This is a genomic window from Chitinophagales bacterium, assembly GCA_017303415.1.
Lineage (GTDB): Bacteria > Bacteroidota > Bacteroidia > Chitinophagales > Chitinophagaceae > SpSt-398.
Window position 1 is genome coordinate 2,868,247 of sequence record JAFLBJ010000001.1, and the last position, 18,256, is coordinate 2,886,502.

At 43.0% G+C, this 18,256-nt stretch carries 19 protein-coding genes, 1 tRNA gene and 1 pseudogene; 15 read left to right on the forward strand and 6 right to left on the reverse strand.

What is annotated here, in order from left to right; translation table 11 throughout:
- Positions 1-8 precede the first annotated feature (8 nt).
- The 3 genes from J0M30_12395 to J0M30_12405 all read right to left on the reverse strand — a co-directional run bounded on the left by J0M30_12395 (position 9) and on the right by J0M30_12405 (position 2,429).
- Positions 9-737, reverse strand: a complete 729-nt coding sequence (locus J0M30_12395; protein MBN8668294.1) for a hypothetical protein — start codon at positions 735-737, stop codon at positions 9-11.
- Between the two features lie 16 nt (positions 738-753).
- On the reverse strand, positions 754-1,692 hold the full coding sequence (locus tag J0M30_12400) for a hypothetical protein (GenBank protein MBN8668295.1): 939 nt from the start codon (positions 1,690-1,692) through the stop codon (positions 754-756).
- Positions 1,693-1,856: 164 nt separating this feature from the next.
- Complete coding sequence (locus tag J0M30_12405; protein MBN8668296.1) at positions 1,857-2,429, reverse strand: hypothetical protein; 573 nt, start codon at positions 2,427-2,429, stop codon at positions 1,857-1,859.
- Between the two features lie 432 nt (positions 2,430-2,861).
- On the opposite strand from J0M30_12405, the gene J0M30_12410 reads away from it, so the two are divergent.
- The 3 genes from J0M30_12410 to J0M30_12420 all read left to right on the forward strand — a co-directional run bounded on the left by J0M30_12410 (position 2,862) and on the right by J0M30_12420 (position 4,326).
- Entirely contained in the window at positions 2,862-3,476 is a 615-nt protein-coding gene (locus J0M30_12410; protein ID MBN8668297.1) for a hypothetical protein, read from the forward strand.
- Positions 3,477-3,710: 234 nt separating this feature from the next.
- Positions 3,711-4,004 (forward strand): nucleotidyltransferase family protein, encoded by a 294-nt coding sequence (locus J0M30_12415; protein MBN8668298.1) that lies wholly within the window; start codon positions 3,711-3,713, stop codon positions 4,002-4,004.
- Positions 4,005-4,032: 28 nt separating this feature from the next.
- Positions 4,033-4,326: a DUF86 domain-containing protein gene (locus tag J0M30_12420; protein MBN8668299.1), complete on the forward strand. Its 294-nt coding sequence runs from the start codon at positions 4,033-4,035 to the stop codon at positions 4,324-4,326.
- A gap of 239 nt (positions 4,327-4,565) precedes the next feature.
- On the opposite strand, the gene J0M30_12425 is transcribed toward J0M30_12420, so the two are convergent.
- Both J0M30_12425 and J0M30_12430 read right to left on the reverse strand, forming a co-directional pair.
- The gene (locus J0M30_12425) at positions 4,566-5,801 is read right to left on the reverse strand and encodes a DUF4440 domain-containing protein (protein MBN8668300.1); all 1,236 of its coding nucleotides are present in this window, start codon (positions 5,799-5,801) and stop codon (positions 4,566-4,568) included.
- A gap of 39 nt (positions 5,802-5,840) precedes the next feature.
- A complete protein-coding gene (locus J0M30_12430; GenBank protein ID MBN8668301.1) occupies positions 5,841-6,920 on the reverse strand; it encodes an aldo/keto reductase in 1,080 nt (359 codons plus the stop codon).
- A gap of 278 nt (positions 6,921-7,198) precedes the next feature.
- Between J0M30_12430 and J0M30_12435 the strand changes: the two genes are divergently transcribed.
- The 8 genes from J0M30_12435 (at position 7,199) to J0M30_12470 (ending at position 13,072) form a co-directional block, all read left to right on the forward strand.
- Positions 7,199-8,095, forward strand: a complete 897-nt coding sequence (locus tag J0M30_12435) for a helix-turn-helix transcriptional regulator (protein ID MBN8668302.1) — start codon at positions 7,199-7,201, stop codon at positions 8,093-8,095.
- A gap of 102 nt (positions 8,096-8,197) precedes the next feature.
- Positions 8,198-8,554 (forward strand): VOC family protein, encoded by a 357-nt coding sequence (locus tag J0M30_12440; GenBank protein MBN8668303.1) that lies wholly within the window; start codon positions 8,198-8,200, stop codon positions 8,552-8,554.
- A gap of 156 nt (positions 8,555-8,710) precedes the next feature.
- Entirely contained in the window at positions 8,711-9,631 is a 921-nt protein-coding gene (locus J0M30_12445; protein MBN8668304.1) for an alpha/beta fold hydrolase, read from the forward strand.
- Positions 9,632-9,893: 262 nt separating this feature from the next.
- Positions 9,894-10,682, forward strand: coding sequence for a sterol desaturase family protein (locus tag J0M30_12450; protein MBN8668305.1), 789 nt, complete (start codon positions 9,894-9,896; stop codon positions 10,680-10,682).
- Positions 10,683-10,846: 164 nt separating this feature from the next.
- Positions 10,847-11,209, forward strand: coding sequence for a hypothetical protein (locus tag J0M30_12455; GenBank protein MBN8668306.1), 363 nt, complete (start codon positions 10,847-10,849; stop codon positions 11,207-11,209).
- 133 nt (positions 11,210-11,342) lie between these two features.
- Positions 11,343-11,930 carry a hypothetical protein gene (locus J0M30_12460; protein MBN8668307.1) on the forward strand — a complete coding sequence of 196 codons (588 nt, stop codon included), beginning with the start codon at positions 11,343-11,345 and terminating at the stop codon, positions 11,928-11,930.
- A 64-nt stretch (positions 11,931-11,994) separates the two neighbouring features.
- Complete coding sequence (locus J0M30_12465; GenBank protein ID MBN8668308.1) at positions 11,995-12,489, forward strand: VOC family protein; 495 nt, start codon at positions 11,995-11,997, stop codon at positions 12,487-12,489.
- 1 nt (position 12,490) lies between these two features.
- Complete coding sequence (locus J0M30_12470) at positions 12,491-13,072, forward strand: YdeI/OmpD-associated family protein (protein ID MBN8668309.1); 582 nt, start codon at positions 12,491-12,493, stop codon at positions 13,070-13,072.
- A 188-nt stretch (positions 13,073-13,260) separates the two neighbouring features.
- Here the strand turns inward: J0M30_12470 and J0M30_12475 are convergent.
- A tRNA-Lys gene (locus J0M30_12475) sits at positions 13,261-13,333 on the reverse strand.
- A 169-nt stretch (positions 13,334-13,502) separates the two neighbouring features.
- Here J0M30_12475 and J0M30_12480 point away from each other — a divergent pair.
- The 4 genes and pseudogenes from J0M30_12480 (at position 13,503) to J0M30_12495 (ending at position 17,011) form a co-directional block, all read left to right on the forward strand.
- Positions 13,503-14,312 carry an SDR family oxidoreductase gene (locus tag J0M30_12480; GenBank protein MBN8668310.1) on the forward strand — a complete coding sequence of 270 codons (810 nt, stop codon included), beginning with the start codon at positions 13,503-13,505 and terminating at the stop codon, positions 14,310-14,312.
- A gap of 12 nt (positions 14,313-14,324) precedes the next feature.
- Complete coding sequence (locus J0M30_12485; GenBank protein MBN8668311.1) at positions 14,325-15,152, forward strand: SAM-dependent chlorinase/fluorinase; 828 nt, start codon at positions 14,325-14,327, stop codon at positions 15,150-15,152.
- Positions 15,153-15,164: 12 nt separating this feature from the next.
- Positions 15,165-15,695, forward strand: a complete 531-nt coding sequence (locus tag J0M30_12490) for a 5'(3')-deoxyribonucleotidase (GenBank protein ID MBN8668312.1) — start codon at positions 15,165-15,167, stop codon at positions 15,693-15,695.
- A 59-nt stretch (positions 15,696-15,754) separates the two neighbouring features.
- Positions 15,755-17,011: pseudogene (locus J0M30_12495) on the forward strand (DUF2723 domain-containing protein).
- Positions 17,012-18,256: the final 1,245 nt, after the last annotated feature.

Consider the following 18,256-nt stretch of genomic DNA (forward strand, 5'->3'; position numbering starts at 1 on the left):
CAATTTTCCTACCGGCTTTCCCGGCGTCCTTCTGCCACATGGATCACATCAAATCTTCTGGTGGATGAGTAAGAACCCATGTCTGTATCGCTATTGATCAAAATGGCCCCCATAAGGATGACGTATTTACAACTAAAAGAAGTATTGGCAACCAGTTCGTTGATACGCGCATCTATTGCTTCGTAAATTACTTCCGTTGCCTCCTGAATTGGAATGGCCGCTTTCAGGATACGGTCCTTCTCTTTGAGCAATATTTGCTCGATGGTATTCATTTGATAATCCAGTTCTGTGATGAGTCCTGGCTGGATCTGATCATTCAGTAATTTATTCAAGGCCCCTCTGGCCGCGCCACAACAGCCACTGCTATGCGTTTGTCCATGCCGGTGAATCTCTCCAATGATCCCTCCTTTAGTGATACCAATATGGGGTCCATAATAAATAAAAACAGCGCCTTCTTCCGGTACATGGCTGGCAAAGGCACCCATTCCTGTTAGCCCGGTAAAAGGAAAGCCATCGAGTCCACCCATTTTGAAAGGTCCCAGGAATTCTTTTGTCCGGGCCGGGTATTGAATACTATTCACATCATCACTGCAAATACTATCCGCCAGCATGATCTGCGTGGGATCCAGGTCCAGATCAGATTCCACAAAATCGATCAGGTTATTGACGCTATCGATCGTTGTGATCGCGTTGGGGTAATATTTGCGCATGATATCCAGTCGGACTCTCTTCTTCATAAGCAAAAATGATTTTTTAAAGAATGATACTGTTTTTTGGTGTCAGAGCGGGAGGAAGATCGGTTTCTCCCAGCATCTCCCGCATATCGATCTCAATGGTCCGGCTGATCTGGGAAATGGGGACATCGTTGGCGCTCCCTTCAAAGGGGTTCTCTGTACTTTCCCCCACCTGGTCCAGCGAAGTAAATACACAAGCGATCAACACACTAAAGGGTACGGCCAACCAGACCATATGTCCCTGCAAAAGGCCGGTAACCCCTTCGTTAAGTTTATCAAACTCTTTCAGCAGGCTAAACGGGAGCATGATACAGAACAACCAGACCAGGAATTTGCTGATGGTAGAAAACTGGCGTGGGTAGGGAAAATTCTTGATACGCTCGCTCCTGCCCTGCGCATCAAACAAATCCTTAATGGCCCGTTGAAGTTCGACAAACCGATATTCATCGATCAGCTTATTATCAAAAAGTTCGCGGGTGGCTTTACTTTGAAGGCTGAGGAGTTGGGCTGCCTTGTTCTTTGTGTTCAGGATATAGGTCAATTCCCCGGGTTCGAGGTATTTGCCGAGTTCTTCCTCCAGGGAAGTAGCTCTTTCCGGAATATCATAAAACTGTTGGTATTCTTTATTATGCTCCAGGTTAACGGTCTCCCAGGTACGGCTATCCCGCATGGCATATCGTAAGGCGGTAAGCCAGGCAAAGTGGCGATAGATTAGCTTTCGGGAGGCATCCGGATTATGGATAAAATCCCTTGACATGGTACCCCAGGACCGGCTCAGGTTTAAAATCGAACCCCAGATCTGACGTGCTTCCCAGGTACGGTTATAGGTCTGTGAATTCCGGAAACCAACGATAAAAGCGGCGGCTGTACCTACCATGGCTACGATGGCCCAGGGCAGGGCAATCCACTTCTGATCAAATACCTGAAACAGGACAACCGGGATAATACTTATGATCATGGATTTGTAAATATTCCTCCGGGTCCACAACAGAAACTCTGTCAGTTTATATGATTTTCCGGCATGCATTACTTTTCAGATTTTGAAACGAATTTACTGACCAAAATACCAACTAAGACCACCGAATAAAATTGGCCTGCAATACCAAATACCGAGGCAATAAGTTAGGTATAGTGGGCATTGGGCAAGATATCCCCATATCCGATACTGGTCAGTGTAATGGAGCTGAAATAAACGAGGTCCATATACACCGAGGCTGGGTTATAGGCATCAATTCCCTTAAAACAGTTGGGATCCTGGTAATAAAAAAACTGGAATAGAAATGTGGCGATTTCAATAAAGAGAAAGTACCCACAGGCCGAGGCCACGATGATATCGACATTGATATACCCTGGTTTGATCAGAAAACGCATTAACTCCCATAAAATAAAGGAAAAAAAAGCCACATAGGTCAGGTTTAAATAGATGTAATAATCAGGCAAATTTCGAAAAAAGGGCAATCCGATCGGCAGGGCCAGCACCAGGAGGAAAAGCACCCAGCGGATCCGGTTCTTCCATTTTCCTTTATCCATAAAAATGCCTACACTGGCGGGTCCCAGGATAAGCATGTTGATGGGCCAGATTACGGTTGTATAAAAAGGGAGGTCTTTCAGAAATATTCCAATAAAGAGGTGCTGCGCCAGGGCAAAAAGGAGCAACTCATATTTCCATTTTTGAAGGAATAAATTAAGTTTCATATATATACTGGTGTCAAAACCAAGAATTGTAAATATAGCTGAAAATGAAATTTGAGTTTTTCCACTGTTATACTCAATATGTGGATCTCATCATATTTTAAATAATAGCTAAATATTAAAATCCATAACCAAATCTCTCAAAATTTCTTACATTTAAGAGGCCTTATCCAGATCCTGCAAAACCCCACCATCCATCCCCGTAACTATTGATTTAGAATACATTAAAAACTCGGCCTGTGACTGAGGTGCACGAAGTGCGCAATTTTAAGAAAGGGAGTCTGAACCAAACATTTTCCATAATTGAAAACAATCTGTGCCCGATTGTTACAATAGGAAATACAACAATCCAACCAGCAACCGAGTGAGGATTAATTGATTAATTTTTTCAATTTTGCAGCCAATTACATAAATCGATGCGTTGGGCGTAACCTTATGTGGAAAGAGTATTATAATTTAAATAAGCATAAGCCTTTAAAACCTCTTATCATAATTTGGGCGACCTTTTTGTTGTTTATTACAATATTGTCACAAGTACTTCCAGCAAGAGGGGACAAAGTATCCATTTCGACCGGATTTTTATTTGGACTTATTTTTTCAACTTTCATTGTTGTCTTTTCTATAACATTTGCGTTTTTATTGGGACTTTATAACTTTAGACGCAAAAGAATAAGATTTAACAAGAAAAATCTTAAAAGCTTTTTCGATCAGTCAAATTTTAAGAATTCCTATATATATCAAGAGACAAAACTTAGGTTTACCGAGGAGGTTAAGTTTGGGGTAATAAATGATATTCCTGTAATAGCTGACATAATAGTTGGCGACTCTAAATTTGTCCGATTTCAATTCTTAGTCGACTCCGAGCCTATTCCTAAAAAGAGATTCAAAGAACTGACAGAAGAATTTAAAGATCATAACGCCTTTTTTGACATTGGCTACATATTTAAAAAAATATCCAGAGAAAGTTCTGCAAGCAAAATTGAAACCGAACTTAAAAGCTTTTCAATATTTTTACTTTCTGAAAACTTTAAGCCTCTTGAAGATAAGTAAAGGCTACGCCCAACATCCGGCTCGGCAGCAAGGCTGGCTGGACGAATAAGCAATCATCTTCAAATCGCTATTAGGCTTTGGTTCCGGCTGGACGGAATTCTGTTCGGCTTCAGTACAAAATATCATCAAATAACAACCATCGGCTGAGGTTCCGGCAGACAGATACGCTGACCAACACCCTGCGCCAAGCCGCCACGTTATGGGCAATCAGGAACAAACACTATCTTTGTATTAATGACCAATCTAGTTATCATAAAGGAGCAGTTACAACGAGTCAAACCCGAACTTGTTAACAAATTTCATGTCAAAACAATTGGACTCTTTGGGTCTATAGTACGAGACGACTTCTCCCCATCAAAAAGTGATGTGGATATCATAGTTGAGTTCTCGCAACCAATTGGGATTGAATTTGTTGACTTGGCGGACTACTTGGAATCCCAAATACAGCGAAAGGTTGACCTGGTTTCAAAAAATGGGGTCAAGAAACCCTTTTTCCGAGCAATAGAAAGGGAAATTGTTTATGTCTAAGCGGAATGCACAGCTATTAATTGGAGACATGATCGATAGTTCGCAAAAGATATTGTCGTATACGGCTGGACTCACCTATGACCAATTCCTGTCAGACGCAAAGACCTTGGATGCCGTAATCAGAAATTTTGAAATAATTGGAGAAGCAGCAAACCGACTACCTGAAGACTTTAAAGATGACCATCCCGATATAGAATGGCATAGAATAAGAGGCTTTAGAAACAGAATAGTCCACGACTACTCTGGCATTGACTATGCCATTGTTTGGCACATCAAAGAAACTTTTTTACCTAAAACTCTTCAACAGTTACTAGAACTATAAACCTAATTGACTGCCCATAACAGGGCGGTTTGGTGCAAGCCTAAAACCGTGCTGGCTCGGCCCCTGGTAAAAACTCTTTGTAGTGAGACTGCGCTGGAAATAACCTTAAAACAACGGCCTGCGCCAAGCCGCCACGTTGTATGTCACCTCAAACAGCAGCCCACTCAGAATGAAATCATCGTCTATGATTCCTTCTATTTTTTTACTTTTTATGACCCTAAAAATTGAAAGAAGTTTGATTAGTAAAAGTATTGCACTTTGTAAGCAATCACCTGGTTTGTTCTAAATGAAGGGACATACAGCGTTTTTGTTTTGCTGTTAAAACTAATATCGTTGGACATGATTCCATTTGCACGTGTATCTAACAAAATCTGTTTTGTTCCATCTGTTTTAACATGGTAAAGGATGCCCCGATAGTTACTGATGACAAACTCATTTTCGGCAAGCATCACAATACCGTCAAGGCCACTTTCAAAATCGTCCGCAATGGTGGTGACTGATTTACTGACATCCACTTTTAAAAAACTGGTTGAAGTGAGAACAAACAAGTCCGTACCAACCGTCAACAAACCGTTTGCACCGGACATGCTTTCGAGGTAAAGGGCAGGCTTGTTGCCTTCTATCCGGTACACCTTACCTGCACGGGTATCGGTTACGTAAATTGTTCCTTTTGAATCTATTGCCAGGTCGTTCAACATTACAGCTCCTTCTACCGGAATTCGTTTTACCACCATTGCAGTTTTAGGGTCAACAACAGCCACAGCTGTTGTTTCGGCTGTATAAAAAAACCCGTTGTACAAAGCCGAGCCTTTATTGGATAAGAGCCCGGTTACCCAATCCTTCTGTATAATCTTTCCGGAGGTATCCAAAAGGACGATGGCACCCGCATTCATGCTGGAAGCATACAAGGTGTTTGATGTCGAATCATAAAGAACAGACTCCGGTCCTTTCAGGCTAAGCGAATCGGACTCCCAAACCTTTTCCAGCGTCATCTTTTTCGTTATCCGGAGCGGTCGTATAAGCCTGGAAAAAGTAAGTGACCCCATTTTCCAGCCACTTTTTTCCTTCAGGTACACTTCTGTAACCAGAAACGGATTGGCCACTTCATTCCCGCCCACCACGGCCACCAGGTCGATGTCGTTTAGCAAAATTGCCGTGTTGCCAATTATATTCACAGTCACTGAATAAACCTGAGCTTTCTTGTACCAAATAGTACCGCTTTTGATAACCTCTAATTCCTGGTCTTTTCCCCAGCTTCCACCCATGTGTACGAACATGGATTTTTCATGAAACAAGGCCGATAGGGGTTCCATATTCTTATTGGCCATCCAATTCCACTTGGCATTTGACAGCTTGATGAGTTCCTGTTCTGACCTGCTGTATTTCTCCTTTGAAACGCTGTCACCTGCTGATTGTGCAAAGGCGGATGGTTTACCGGCCAGTAAAAGAAAAAGCCCAATGAGAGGTAATTTCATATGTATCGCTTCTTTTCGTTTTAAAATCGCTCTTTCCAGTTATTTTTTTATGGGTGCTTCCACGCCGGAGAAAGCCAATATCGCATCCGGCAGACGCTGCCCCTTGATTTCAATGTCTCTGACTGCTGCGTTTAAAACTGTCAATTCTTCGTCCGTAAATTTTATGGTGTGTGCACGACTGTTCTGTTTCATGTGCGTCATGCTGGTTGTTCCGGGTATGGGAACAATCCAAGGCTTTTGAGCCATTAACCAGGCAAGGGCAATCTGTGCCGGAGCAGCACCTTTGCGCTCCGCCCAGGTCTTTATCAAGTCCACCAGCTTTAAATTCTGCGGTAAATTTTCCGGTGCGTACCTCGTGGTGCCTGCCCGTATGTCACCAGGAGCAAATCTCGTGTTGGCATCTATCCAACCAGTCAGCAATTGGCAAGCGAGCGGCCACCAGGGAACAAAGCCAATGCCTAACTCTTCGCACAGCGGTATCACCTCCTTCTCAGGCTCCCGCCATATCATCGAGTATTCGTTTTGTATAGCGGTTAGTGGCAGTGTAGCATGAGCCCTCCGTATTGTTTGCAGTCCCGGCTCGGATAACCCCCAATGAAGTACCTTGCCTGCATCCATCAGGTCTTTAACTGCGCCAGCAACATCCTCAATGGGCACATCTGGGTCTACCCGGTGCTGGTACACCAAATCAATACGGTCGGTACGGAGCCGTTTGAGTGAACCCTCAACCGCAAGCCTGATATGCTCCGGCTTGCTATTGTGCCCAGGAAGCCGCCTGCCGGTTTCGAGGTCAATGTTCCAGCCAAATTTGGAAGTAATCACCACTTTGTTCCGAAAAGATTGAATGGCCTCACCCAGTATCCGTTCATTTTCGTGCGGGCCGTAGGCTTCTGCACAATCAAAAAATGTGACGCCCTGGTCATAAGCAGCCCGTAGAATTTCAATCATTTCAGGACGATAAGGCACTTGTGTGTGGAATTGTCGATGCATATTCTGAACACCCATTCCAATGCTTGACACTTCGAGCTTCCCCAGCTTACGCTTGTCAAAAAGCTTGGCCGGTTGATTGCCGGAAATATTAGTTTGGCTGTTTGTCTGCACAGAACAAGCGGTAGGCATCAAGGCCCCACCTGCAAGTACTAAACTTGTTTTAAAAAGGTCACGGCGGCTGAAGCCTGTTTCTTTTTTATTTACATTATCCATATATGTTTCTTAGGGAGATTTAGGATAGAAAAGTTCAATCAATAGCCTAATGGCTTATACGCAAAGGTTACCATAATTATCTGAAGAACTTGTATACAGATTACGGTTTTGCATACCATTTTCGCTGATTGGGGAATGCCTATCAATGAGAAACTCAGGAAAACAGTAGCTTTAACCTTTGAAATTGGAGTTTTATGGAAAAAATAAGACGGTTCGAGATAATCACAGAATATAATATTTTCAACCAAAAAGAAACATTGCATCCGCTGGTGAGCGTTATTGATTTGTCGAAAGCGGCACCAAGGCAAGCTTCCAATATGTATTTTGGTTTTTACACCGTTTTCTTAAAAGATGTAAAATGTGGTGACCTGCGATACGGCCGGGCAATGTATGATTATCAGGAAGGGACAATGGTATTTATTGCTCCGGGGCAGGTTGTTACTGTTGACAGCCATGGCGAAACCTATCAACCCAAAGGGTATGCATTGGTTTTTCATCCCGATTTAATATATGGCACTTCTCTTGGCAGGAATATACAGGATTATACGTTCTTTTCCTATCAATCCAATGAAGCACTGCACTTGTCAGAGCGTGAAAGAAAAATTGTGTTAGATTGTTTTTCAAAAATAGAATACGAACTGGAGCATGCCGTTGACAAGCACAGCAAAAAGTTATTGGTGGATAACATTGAATTGTTACTTAACTATTGTACCCGTTTTTACGACAGACAATTTATTACCCGCGACAAAGTACATCAGGGAATTTTAGAGAAATTTGAGACCTTACTTAATGGCTATTTTCAGAGCGACAAACCACAAACTACAGGCTTACCTTCAGTAGCCGACTGTGCAAAGGAAATGAATTTATCAGCCGGATATTTTGGCGACCTTATTAAAAAAGAAACGGGACAATCAGCGCAAGAATACATTAAAGCCAAAGTAATTACTGTTGCTAAAGAACGAATTTTTAATGTTAACAGATCTATAAGCGAAGTAGCATATGAATTAGGTTTTAAGTATCCGCAACATTTTACAAGACTTTTCAAACAAAAAACAGGAATGACGCCAAACGAATTTAGAGCACAGAATTAATTAGCCGCCGCACCAAGTCGGACACATTTAATCCATTCAAATTCCCAAGATAAAAAGCGAACATACAACCGGAGATATCCTAAAATAAATTTTTTAAAGTTTATGAAAATGATCCCGCTTTTTCGCTGTACCAGCATGAAGAAAGCTATAGCCTTCTATACTGAAACCCTGGATTTTGAACTATCCGCAGAAAGTACACCAGATGATGTCGTTGTTGTTCTATCAAATGGGAACGCTGAACTCATGCTGTCAACAATCGACGGGTTATCTGGTAATGTGACCAATATAGTTGTAGAAAATATCGACTCGCTTTTCCAAAAATATATTCAAAGAGGTCTGGATATCTCAACTAAGTCAGAATCACCAATTCATCAGGGGCCATTAAACCAGACCTGGGGAACCAGGGAATTTTATGTAACAGACCCTGACTGCAACACACTAAGATTTCAGCAGAGATAGTGGCAAATTTAGTTTTAACACAAGTAGTTTGCTTGACACTTTCGCATAACATTGGGTTTGGCAGAAAAGCAGAATACAAAGAAGAAGGCAGCAATTAAGAAATTCGCAAGAACTGTTACTAAATAAATATAAAACTGATTCTAAAAGATAAATCATATGAGACGTTCTATTTTAATCATTCTAATCATTTGCTTATTTACTTCTATCCGGGCTCAAGAAGAAATTAAGCTAAGGTCTGGTAATATAGAAATGTATGGAACTATAATTACCCCCGCAAAACAGACAAACAGAGCAATACTTATTATTGTTGGCTCAGGTTCAACAGATAGAGATGGAAACACAAAACCTGTATATGTTAACAATTGCCTTAAAATGCTTGCAGAAGAATTATCGGTTTTAGGTTACTGTACATTAAGATATGATAAAAGAGGAGTGGGTAAGAGTAATTCCGACTCTCTGAAATCGGAAAATTTACGCTTTGAACAATATGTCACAGATGCGATTGAATGGATTAATTTTTTAAAGAAGAAATATGCTGATATTACTGTTATCGGCCATAGTCAGGGAGCGTTAGTAGGTATGATGGCTGTTCAAAAAACCAAAGTGAACAGATTCATATCTTTGGCGGGCTTGTCAGAAGATGCCTATACTACAGTCAAAAGACAATTATCAAACCAGCCAAAAGTTGTAAGGGATGCCGCATACCCAATACTTGACAGCCTGAAAAATGAAATAAAAGTAAATGAAGTGCCCGCCTATTTAAATAGTTTGTTCAACCCAAAAACGCAAGACTATTTTATCTCATTCATGAGATATAACCCAAGGGTGGAAATAACTAAAATAAACTGCCCAATTTTAGTAATACAAGGTACCAGCGACTTACAAATAACAGTAGAAGGTGCAACTGAAATGAGCAATAATTCACAGAATTCTACATTGAAAATTATTGAAGGTATGAATCATGTGCTTAAAAAATCTTCAAATGATGTAAGTGAAAATATGAGTACCTATAATAATGCAGCACTTCCGTTACACCCCGATTTAATTATGGCAATTAATCAATTCTTAGAAAAGTAGTTTTTTTAAAGCATTGCAGACCCGGTACTCGAGGGAAACCTTTCCAACAAACAAAGAGCACAATATCTCCTTATGATTTGGTGGCTTTATATACCCCTGCAGAGGTGCAACGACGATTGTCACCGAATCTCCCTTCAATCCAGATGCCCCAGTTTGCGATAGCCAGTGGCTACCCTGCTTTTTATTCCTTATTTTCCATTTCTTATTCCTTATTTTTACTCCCTTCCTCCAAAATATTTTAGACCAACCAAAACCAACGCATATGTTTGAAAAACTTTCACACCTTCCCACCCCCTGGCAGATACTGACTGACCCGGCTTCCATAATCGTCATTTCGATTTTCCTGGTATTACTGATCGCCGAAGCAACTGTGCCGGGACGAAAATTACCTACTATAAAATATTGGAAACTAAAAGGGATAATAGCCTTTACTATTTATTTCTTTGTATCGTCCTACCTTCCACTTATCTGGAACGACTATTTAGCCGCCTACAAGATATTTGACCTTACCCAACTTGGTCATTATTGGGGTGGTTTGATCGCCCTGTTTCTTTACGAACTTGGTGTCTACGTCTGGCATAGAGCCATGCATAAAAGTCATTTGTTGTGGCGTGTATTCCATCAAATGCATCACAGTGCAGAGCGAGTGGATACATATGGCGCTTTCTATTTTAGCTTAATGGACATGATTGGATTTACATTCTTAACAAGTCTTGCCATGGTTTGGATTGCCGGATTCACCCCACAGGCAACTATATACGCCATCTACGGTGCCACATTTCTGGCCGTTATTCAACACACCAATATTAAGACCCCCCAATGGACAGGTTATATTTTCCAGCGACCAGAATCCCATTCTTTACACCACGAAAAAGGGGTTCACGCCTATAACTATTCCGACCTTCCGTTATTCGATATAATATTCGGAACATTCCGCAATCCCAAAGAATTTGTAAAGGAAACAGGCTTTTACCCTGGGGCTTCATCCGAGATAGGGAAAATGCTATTATTTAAAGACATTACTTCAGAGCCTGCCAAAAGGAAGGAATAATAAAACAGCAGCAACAAGATGCAAATGCCACTATGAACTTTATAGTCCTATGGCCTTTGAGGTCAGGCAAACCAAATATTTAAATTTCTGGACAAACACAAAATCCGACTCCAGGAAATTTAATTTGGCATAATCGACCTAAATAAAGGCGAAAACTTTTATCAATGAATTTTGAAAAGCTTATTCCGAATGTTTATTATGTTGATATAAACAGTGGATTGAAAATGTTTGTCGACTGCCTGGAATTTACCATTGGCCACAATGAAATAAAATCCGACCAGCCATTTTGTGTGCTGAACAAAGACGGATTAAGTATTTTTCTTTTTGAACACCCCAAACTGGCAAAAGAACATAATCCAGAGTTTAGATTGGTCACCCATAATATTGAAGAGGTATATGAAAAAGTGTCTGCCTCTCATCCGGAATTTCTTCATCCCAATCTGAAAGAAGTATCCGTTCGTCCATGGGGAGCCAAGGAATTTGCCTTACGAGATGATCAGGTTTGTATTATAATTCAACAGTGGTAAACCTGGCTATGTACTTTATACCTTTAATAAATACAACTTCTATTAAAAGATAAATCTACCTTCGATTACGGATAAATTTCTTGTTAATTTCCAAACTTCGCCATGACAAATTACTGAACCATATAGTTAAGAAATGCCCTATAATAAAACCCTTTTCCGAACATACATTTCCTTACTTTTACTTTTTGGCGCTTTTAATTATAGCGTAGCACAGCAATTGGGTCACTTTGAAATTCACAGAGGAATTTCTCCCTTTCTCTTAGGCAAGGTTCTAAATATCCAGGACAGCACCAGTCTACTTAAAGAAGTTGGAAAGCTTGAATTTAATGGTCAAACTGAATATACTTATTCATATCCAGTTGCAATAAATGACCCTTACATGCTGGGAGGAATATCTTTTAGAGTCATTGCCGTCACAACTGTATCTGATACCATAATTAGAATTATGATCAGCCAAATTTATACACCCTCGCTTTTTAAAGACTTTGAAAAGAAGGCCAAAAAGGACTTTCGTCAGCTCTGCCAATATTTTAAAGAGCAGTGGAAATCTTCAGGCAAAAAAAAGAAATTCTTACAATCGCCGGACAAAAGAATCATTTCGGAAGGTTTACAATGGCATTCCGACAATGTCAAAATGAACTTAGCCTTATATGAAGATAAAAGTGAAACTAAAAGGCTTTTTGATATCTCAATTACCTTGGAACGATCTGGAAATTATTAAGCCTGGCAATAAAAAAAATTGAGAAAATCTATAACTTGACAACTTAATACTTAAATAAAGCAAAATGATACACCAAAAAATAACTCCTTGCCTATGGGTTGAAAAAGACGCCAAGGCCGTAGTGGAATATTATCTCTCCATCTTTAAGGATGGAAAGCTAAAAGACTACCGTCTGTTCACCCAAATGCCAAAAGATGGGAACCCTGCCAATTCCGCTGATGATAATTTATCGGGCGAATTTGATACGGCTGTAATGGAAATAGCCGGGGTAGAATTCAGCATATTAGCCGCAGGACCCATGTTTAAATTTACTGAAGCTATATCCATGGTCATAAACTGCAAAGACCAGGCTGAGGTTGATTACTATTGGGAAGCGCTAACCTCCAATGGTGGAGAAGAAGGACCCTGCGGATGGTGTAAGGATAAATATGGGCTATCCTGGCAGGTGGTACCCACTGAATACTTTGACCTGATTCACCATAGTGACCCCGCCATCAGCAGAAAAGCATTAATGAACACGTTTAGTCAAAAGAAAATAATCATTGCAGATTTAAAGTAAAATGCAGGAGAAAAAGATAGACGTATTTTACCCTAAAAGCCAAACAGCCTGGAGAAAATGGTTGGAGAAAAACCATCTTTCCAAACAAGCTGTTTGGCTTGTTTATTATAATAAAAAATCAGGTAAAAAATCCATTACCTGGAGTAATGCGGTGGATGAGGCCTTGTGTTTTGGCTGGATTGACAGCAAAATAATCAAGGTTGATGAAGATGCCTCCCATCAATATTTCAGCAGGCGAAAGCCGAAAAGCACCTGGTCAAAGATCAATAAAGACAAAGTGGAGCAGCTGATCGCCAGTGGCCAGATGGCTGAAGCAGGATTGGCCAGTATTGAATTGGCCAAACAAAATGGCTCCTGGACCATTTTAGACGATGTGGAGGCATTGATCATTCCCCCCGACCTGGAAGCAGCGTTGGCAAGAAAACCTCGTTCCAAAGCATTCTACCATAGCTTAAGCAAATCGGCACAAAAATCAATCCTTTCCTGGCTGGTGTTTGCCAGGACGCCTGAAACCCGGAAAAAAAGAATTAGTGAAATAATTGAAAGCGCCGCAAAGCAATTAAAGCCGGTACACTTGCGCTAGGATACATCCCACTTTCAATTGGTTTAATAAGTTCCTATCGACATTTAATCGCTGCGGGCTGTAATCTTTGGGTGGACAGCGACAGCCCATTCAAATTAAGTTGACAACAGCCAATTCAGGAGGAGACCACCATATTCTGTCAATAAAAAAGGGGCAAACTGGTCATTTTACCATTTTGCCCCTTTTTGTGATCCCGCTGGGACTCGAACCCAGGGCCCATACATTAAAAGTGTATTGCTCTACCAACTGAGCTACGGAATCATCCCTCAAAATTTGGGAGTGCAAAAATAAGGGGGATTCTTTTAGTTGCCAAAAAATAATCTGTCTTATTTGATTGTCTTACACCCCTTTAAACGGAAGGGTTATCCACAAACAAGCGTTCGAGTCTGGACAAATTAATTTAGGTTTGCATACCAACAACTTACACCCCATGAACTCCTTCTTTTCCAATAAAGTCGTCATTGTCACCGGAGGTACCGATGGTATCGGTCGCGCCATGGTTGACCAGTTGCTCCAATCGGGGGCCAAAGTATCCACCTGTGGCCGTAATCCGGATAAACTCTACCAACTCCAGTCGCAATACCCCTCCTCCCCTCTTCATACCATGATCGCGGATGTGAGCAACGAGAACGATTGCCGTCGCCTTGTGGAAATGACCATAAAAATGTTTGGGGGCGTGGATATACTGATCAATAATGCAGGTATCTCGATGCGGGCAGAAATGACGGAGGCCAGTACCGAAGTGATCCGTACGGTCATGGAGATCAACTTCTTTGGATCGGTGTATTGCACGCATTATGCCCTGTCCTCCATATTGGAACGGAAAGGCACAATCGTTGGAGTTTCTTCGATCGCAGGATACCGGGGATTGCCCGGCCGTAGCGGCTATTCCGCCTCCAAATTTGCCCTCCGGGGATGGCTGGAAGCCCTCCGCACGGAAATGCTCGAAAGCGGGGTAAATGTGATGTGGGTTTGCCCGGGATTCACTACCTCGAATATCCGGAATGCCGCCCTGAACAAAGAGGGCCAGGCCCATGGGGAAAGCCCTATGGATGAAGGGAAAATGATGACGGCCGAAGAATGTTCGCATATCATCCTGAACGGGATCCGTAAACGGAAGCGCGAGATCGTGATGACCTTTACCGGGAAAAGGGCCGTTTTCCTCAACAAATTCTTTCCCTCTTTCGCCGATAAGATGACACGAAAATTCTTTTACAAGGAAGGCAAACTAGTTAAATAACGGGATTCACGGATGGCATTGATCACATTAACTTCGGAAATGGGTCACCAGGACTATCTGGTGAGCGCGGTGAAAGCCACCCTGCTGGGGATCGATCCGGGTTTTACGATCGTGGATGTATCGCACTCGATTCCGGCCTTTAATTATCCTCAGGCGGCCTATGTCTGCCGCAATGCCTTTAAACATTTTCCTGAATACAGTTACCACCTGGTCCTCGTCAACCTGTTTGACCGGAAACCGGAACAACTTCTCCTGGCCTTTCACCAGAACCAATATATACTTTGCGCCGATAACGGCTTACTGACGATGATTTTGGAAGAGAAACCGGAAATGATCATTGGAATACCCCTGAAATCGACGGAAAAAACCACTATCGGTATTGCCGCGGCAATGGGCCGGGTAGCGCATGAACTGGTCAATGGGACTTCGATCAAGGATATCGGTGTGCCGGATGTGAACTATCTTGAAAAGAACCCACTGAGACCGGTGGTGGATGACCTGGGTATGGAAGGGAAGATCATATTCATTGATCAATTTGAAAATGTGGTGGTGAATATCACCCGCGAAGAATTTGAGCGGAACCGGAATGGCCGGAAATTCCAGATCATTTTTAAACGGGACGAGGTGATCGACCGGATCAGCCAGACCTATGCGGATGCCCCTGAAGGGGAAAAACTGGCCTTGTTCAATTCAGCCGGTTACCTGGAGATCGCCATTAACAAAGGCAATGCCGCAGGCCTTTTTGGTTTAAAAGGCTATAACGAGAAGAATGGCCGGGTATCCGCGATCCTGCAAAACCAGCTATTCTATCAAACGATACGCATCCATTTTGAACCTTAACCCTGTTTTCAGATGACAAATCCCCGCCTTCGCATTGCTGTGGACATGGATGGTGTACTGGCCGATGTGGCCGAGCAGTTTCTGCGCTATCATGAACGGGATTTTGGAGAAAGAAAATCCCTGGCCGAAGTAGCCGGGGTAGAAGAATTGGATGCCTTCCCGCATAGCCGAAAACATGTATATGAACCGGGTTTCTTTCTTACCGCCCCGGTGATCCCGCATAGCCAGGAGGTATTGAAAGCCCTCCACGACCGGTTTGATGTTTTTATCGTCTCGGCCGCCACGGAATTTCCTCAAAGCCTGCCCGAGAAACAGGTCTGGCTGGGACAACATTTCCCCTTTATATCCTGGCAACAAATGGTGTTCTGCGGGTCAAAGACCATCATCCGGGCCGACTGGATGATCGATGACCATTTCAAGAACCTGGACCATTTTTCCGGGGACACCATCCTGTTCTCCCAGCCCCATAACCTTTTACGGGAAAATGGCCGTCACCGACGGGTCCAGGGCTGGACAGAGGTTTGGGATATATTTAATTCCTAATTATTGATTATTAATTATTTTTGGCACTCCCGATAAAAAAGGGGTCAAATCAATACGTTATGAATTTTAGGAAAGTCAATAACATCACCGGATGGGTCGTGTTTCTGATCGCGGCGGTAACCTATACCATTACCCGCGAGGCCACCGGTAGTTTTTGGGATTGCGGCGAGTTTATCGCCTGTGCGTATAAAATGGAGATCCCCCACCCACCGGGATCACCCTTCTTTTCCATGATGGGTAAATTGTTCATCGTTTTATTCAGCGGTGGAAACCCCGAAAATGTAGCCAGCGCCGTAAACCTGTTGAGCGCATTGGCCAGTGCCGCCACCATCTTATTCCTGTTTTGGTCCATCACCCATTTTGCCCGCAAAATGTTTGTAAAGGCGGGTGAGAACCTCGATTCACAACAGATGATCGTTACCATGGCCGCCGGTGCTGTAGGCGCCCTGGCCTATACTTTTAGTGATTCATTTTGGTTCAGCGCGGTAGAAGGTGAGGTTTATGCTCTTTCTTCCTTCTTCACCGCCCTGATCATCTGGGCTATGCTGAAATGGGAGCACGCGGATGAACTGGCAACAGACGCCACGGAAAAAGCCAAGGTTGACCGCTGGATCGTGTTTATTTTCTTTATGATCGGTCTGGCCGTTACTGTTCACTTGCTGAACCTGTTGACCATTCCCCCGATCGTAATGATCTACTACTACCGCCGCTATAACTATTCGGTGCGCGGAGGGATTTTCGCCTTTATCCTCAGTGGACTGATCACGGGTCTGGCCTTATGGATATTTATCTATTTATTACCCCGCTGGTCGGCAGGTATGGACCGCATATTTGTCAACAATTTCGGACTCCCCTTCTTCTCCGGGTTTAGCTTCTTCTTTGCTTTATTGGGACTGCTCTCATGGGTTGGTCTTCGTTATGCCAGCAAAAAAGGCAGCCATCTGTTGCGATTGGGGATCTGGTGTTTTCTTTTCATCCTGGTAGGTTTCTCTACCTATGTGACGACCCTCATCCGCTCGAATGCGAATCCTGTGATCGATATGGCGAATGTGGACAATCCCATGAGCCTGGCCTCTTATTTTGGCCGTGAACAATACGGTAGCGCTCCCCTTTTATATGGCCCCACATTTGAATCACAACCAGTGGATGTCAAAGAAACAAGGATGCGTTATCGCAAAGACTCTACGCAATACAAAGAGTTGGGAAAAGACTTTGAATATGTATATGATAGTAAGGATAAAATGATCTTCCCACGTGTATGGGATGCATCGAATGACCAATACCATTTTGATACCTATGTTGACTGGCTTGATCTGGAAGTGAAGGCCCGTCAGTTGAGTGTGATCACTGGAGTAACACCCGGTGTGGGTGTGCAAACGCAGAATGAGCAGGGACAACCTGACTTTTATGAAGTGGGCGAAAATGCACAGATCACTGTGCAGAAGGGCGCTGTGGTAAGACCCGGTGACCGGATCGCCGTAAAGAAGCCCACTTATGGAGATAACATCGAATGGTTCATGAGTTATCAAATGGGAATGATGTACTGGAGATACCTGCTGTGGAATTTCTCTGGTCGTCAAAACGATCTTCAGGCCTCGGGTAATAAAAGGGATGCCAACTGGATCACCGGTATCTCCTTTATCGATAATGCAAGATTGGGAGACCAATCAAAGTTGCCTGAATCATTGAAAGAGAACCAGGCCAACAATAAGTTATTCCTGCTTCCCTTTATCCTTGGGATTTTGGGTTGTGTGTACCAGTTCCTGTTTCACCGAAAAGACTGGCTGGTCACTTTCCTGCTATTCTTCTTTACCGGTATCGCCATTGTGCTTTACCTGAACCAACCGGGTAACCAGCCCCGTGAACGCGATTATGCCTATGTGGGTTCCTTCTACGCCTTTGCTATCTGGATCGGGCTTTCGCTGGTAGGTTTCTATAGACTGATCAAAGAACACAAGGAAAAACAAAAAGACCTGGTGGCTACACTGACCTATGGTTCCATCCTCACCTTCCTCATTATTTTGATGGCAGGTGCGCCTGGAACAGGGGGAAGCATGCTGATCTCTGCCGTGATGTCTACAGCCCTGTTTGCCGCTGTGTCAACAATACTTTATTTCCTTTTCAATGCCCTATCCGGAAATGGCAAAGCCCTGACCGGTTCGCTTGCGGTTGTTGGACTTGCCATTCCTTTATTAATGGCCAGCCAGGAATGGGATGACCATGACCGTGGTAAAAAAGACCTGGCGCGTGAAACCGCCCGGAATACCCTGGAGAGCTGTCCCAAAGACGCGATCCTTTTCACCTTTGGTGACAATGATACCTATCCGCTCTGGTATGCACAGGAAGTAGAAAATATCCGTCCTGATGTACGCATCGTTAATAACAGCTTGTTGGGAATCGATTGGTATATCAATCAACTGCGTAATGCGGTGAATGGTTCCAAGGCACTGGATGTCGTATTCAGTGTGGATGATATTGAAGGAAACAAACGCAATTACCTGCGCTTCCGTCCTGAACTGAACCAGGAAGTGTATAATGATCTCGACACCGTATTGCAAGCC

Excerpts from the sequence above, each read along its gene's own strand:
- J0M30_12395 (MBN8668294.1), bottom strand. The coding sequence starts at position 737 with ATGAAGAAGAGAGTCCGACTGGATATCATGCGCAAATATTACCCCAAC.
- J0M30_12420 (MBN8668299.1), top strand. The coding sequence starts at position 4,033 with ATGATCGATAGTTCGCAAAAGATATTGTCGTATACGGCTGGACTCACC.
- J0M30_12490 (MBN8668312.1), top strand. The coding sequence starts at position 15,165 with ATGACAAATCCCCGCCTTCGCATTGCTGTGGACATGGATGGTGTACTG.
- J0M30_12455 (MBN8668306.1), top strand. The coding sequence starts at position 10,847 with ATGAATTTTGAAAAGCTTATTCCGAATGTTTATTATGTTGATATAAAC.
- J0M30_12435 (MBN8668302.1), top strand. The coding sequence starts at position 7,199 with ATGGAAAAAATAAGACGGTTCGAGATAATCACAGAATATAATATTTTC.
- J0M30_12450 (MBN8668305.1), top strand. The coding sequence starts at position 9,894 with ATGTTTGAAAAACTTTCACACCTTCCCACCCCCTGGCAGATACTGACT.
- J0M30_12460 (MBN8668307.1), top strand. The coding sequence starts at position 11,343 with ATGCCCTATAATAAAACCCTTTTCCGAACATACATTTCCTTACTTTTA.
- J0M30_12430 (MBN8668301.1), bottom strand. The coding sequence starts at position 6,920 with ATGCCTACCGCTTGTTCTGTGCAGACAAACAGCCAAACTAATATTTCC.
- J0M30_12485 (MBN8668311.1), top strand. The coding sequence starts at position 14,325 with ATGGCATTGATCACATTAACTTCGGAAATGGGTCACCAGGACTATCTG.
- J0M30_12440 (MBN8668303.1), top strand. The coding sequence starts at position 8,198 with ATGAAAATGATCCCGCTTTTTCGCTGTACCAGCATGAAGAAAGCTATA.
- J0M30_12425 (MBN8668300.1), bottom strand. The coding sequence starts at position 5,801 with ATGAAATTACCTCTCATTGGGCTTTTTCTTTTACTGGCCGGTAAACCA.
- J0M30_12465 (MBN8668308.1), top strand. The coding sequence starts at position 11,995 with ATGATACACCAAAAAATAACTCCTTGCCTATGGGTTGAAAAAGACGCC.
- J0M30_12410 (MBN8668297.1), top strand. The coding sequence starts at position 2,862 with ATGTGGAAAGAGTATTATAATTTAAATAAGCATAAGCCTTTAAAACCT.
- J0M30_12405 (MBN8668296.1), bottom strand. The coding sequence starts at position 2,429 with ATGAAACTTAATTTATTCCTTCAAAAATGGAAATATGAGTTGCTCCTT.
- J0M30_12445 (MBN8668304.1), top strand. The coding sequence starts at position 8,711 with ATGAGACGTTCTATTTTAATCATTCTAATCATTTGCTTATTTACTTCT.
- J0M30_12415 (MBN8668298.1), top strand. The coding sequence starts at position 3,711 with ATGACCAATCTAGTTATCATAAAGGAGCAGTTACAACGAGTCAAACCC.
- J0M30_12480 (MBN8668310.1), top strand. The coding sequence starts at position 13,503 with ATGAACTCCTTCTTTTCCAATAAAGTCGTCATTGTCACCGGAGGTACC.
- J0M30_12470 (MBN8668309.1), top strand. The coding sequence starts at position 12,491 with ATGCAGGAGAAAAAGATAGACGTATTTTACCCTAAAAGCCAAACAGCC.
- J0M30_12400 (MBN8668295.1), bottom strand. The coding sequence starts at position 1,692 with ATGATCATAAGTATTATCCCGGTTGTCCTGTTTCAGGTATTTGATCAG.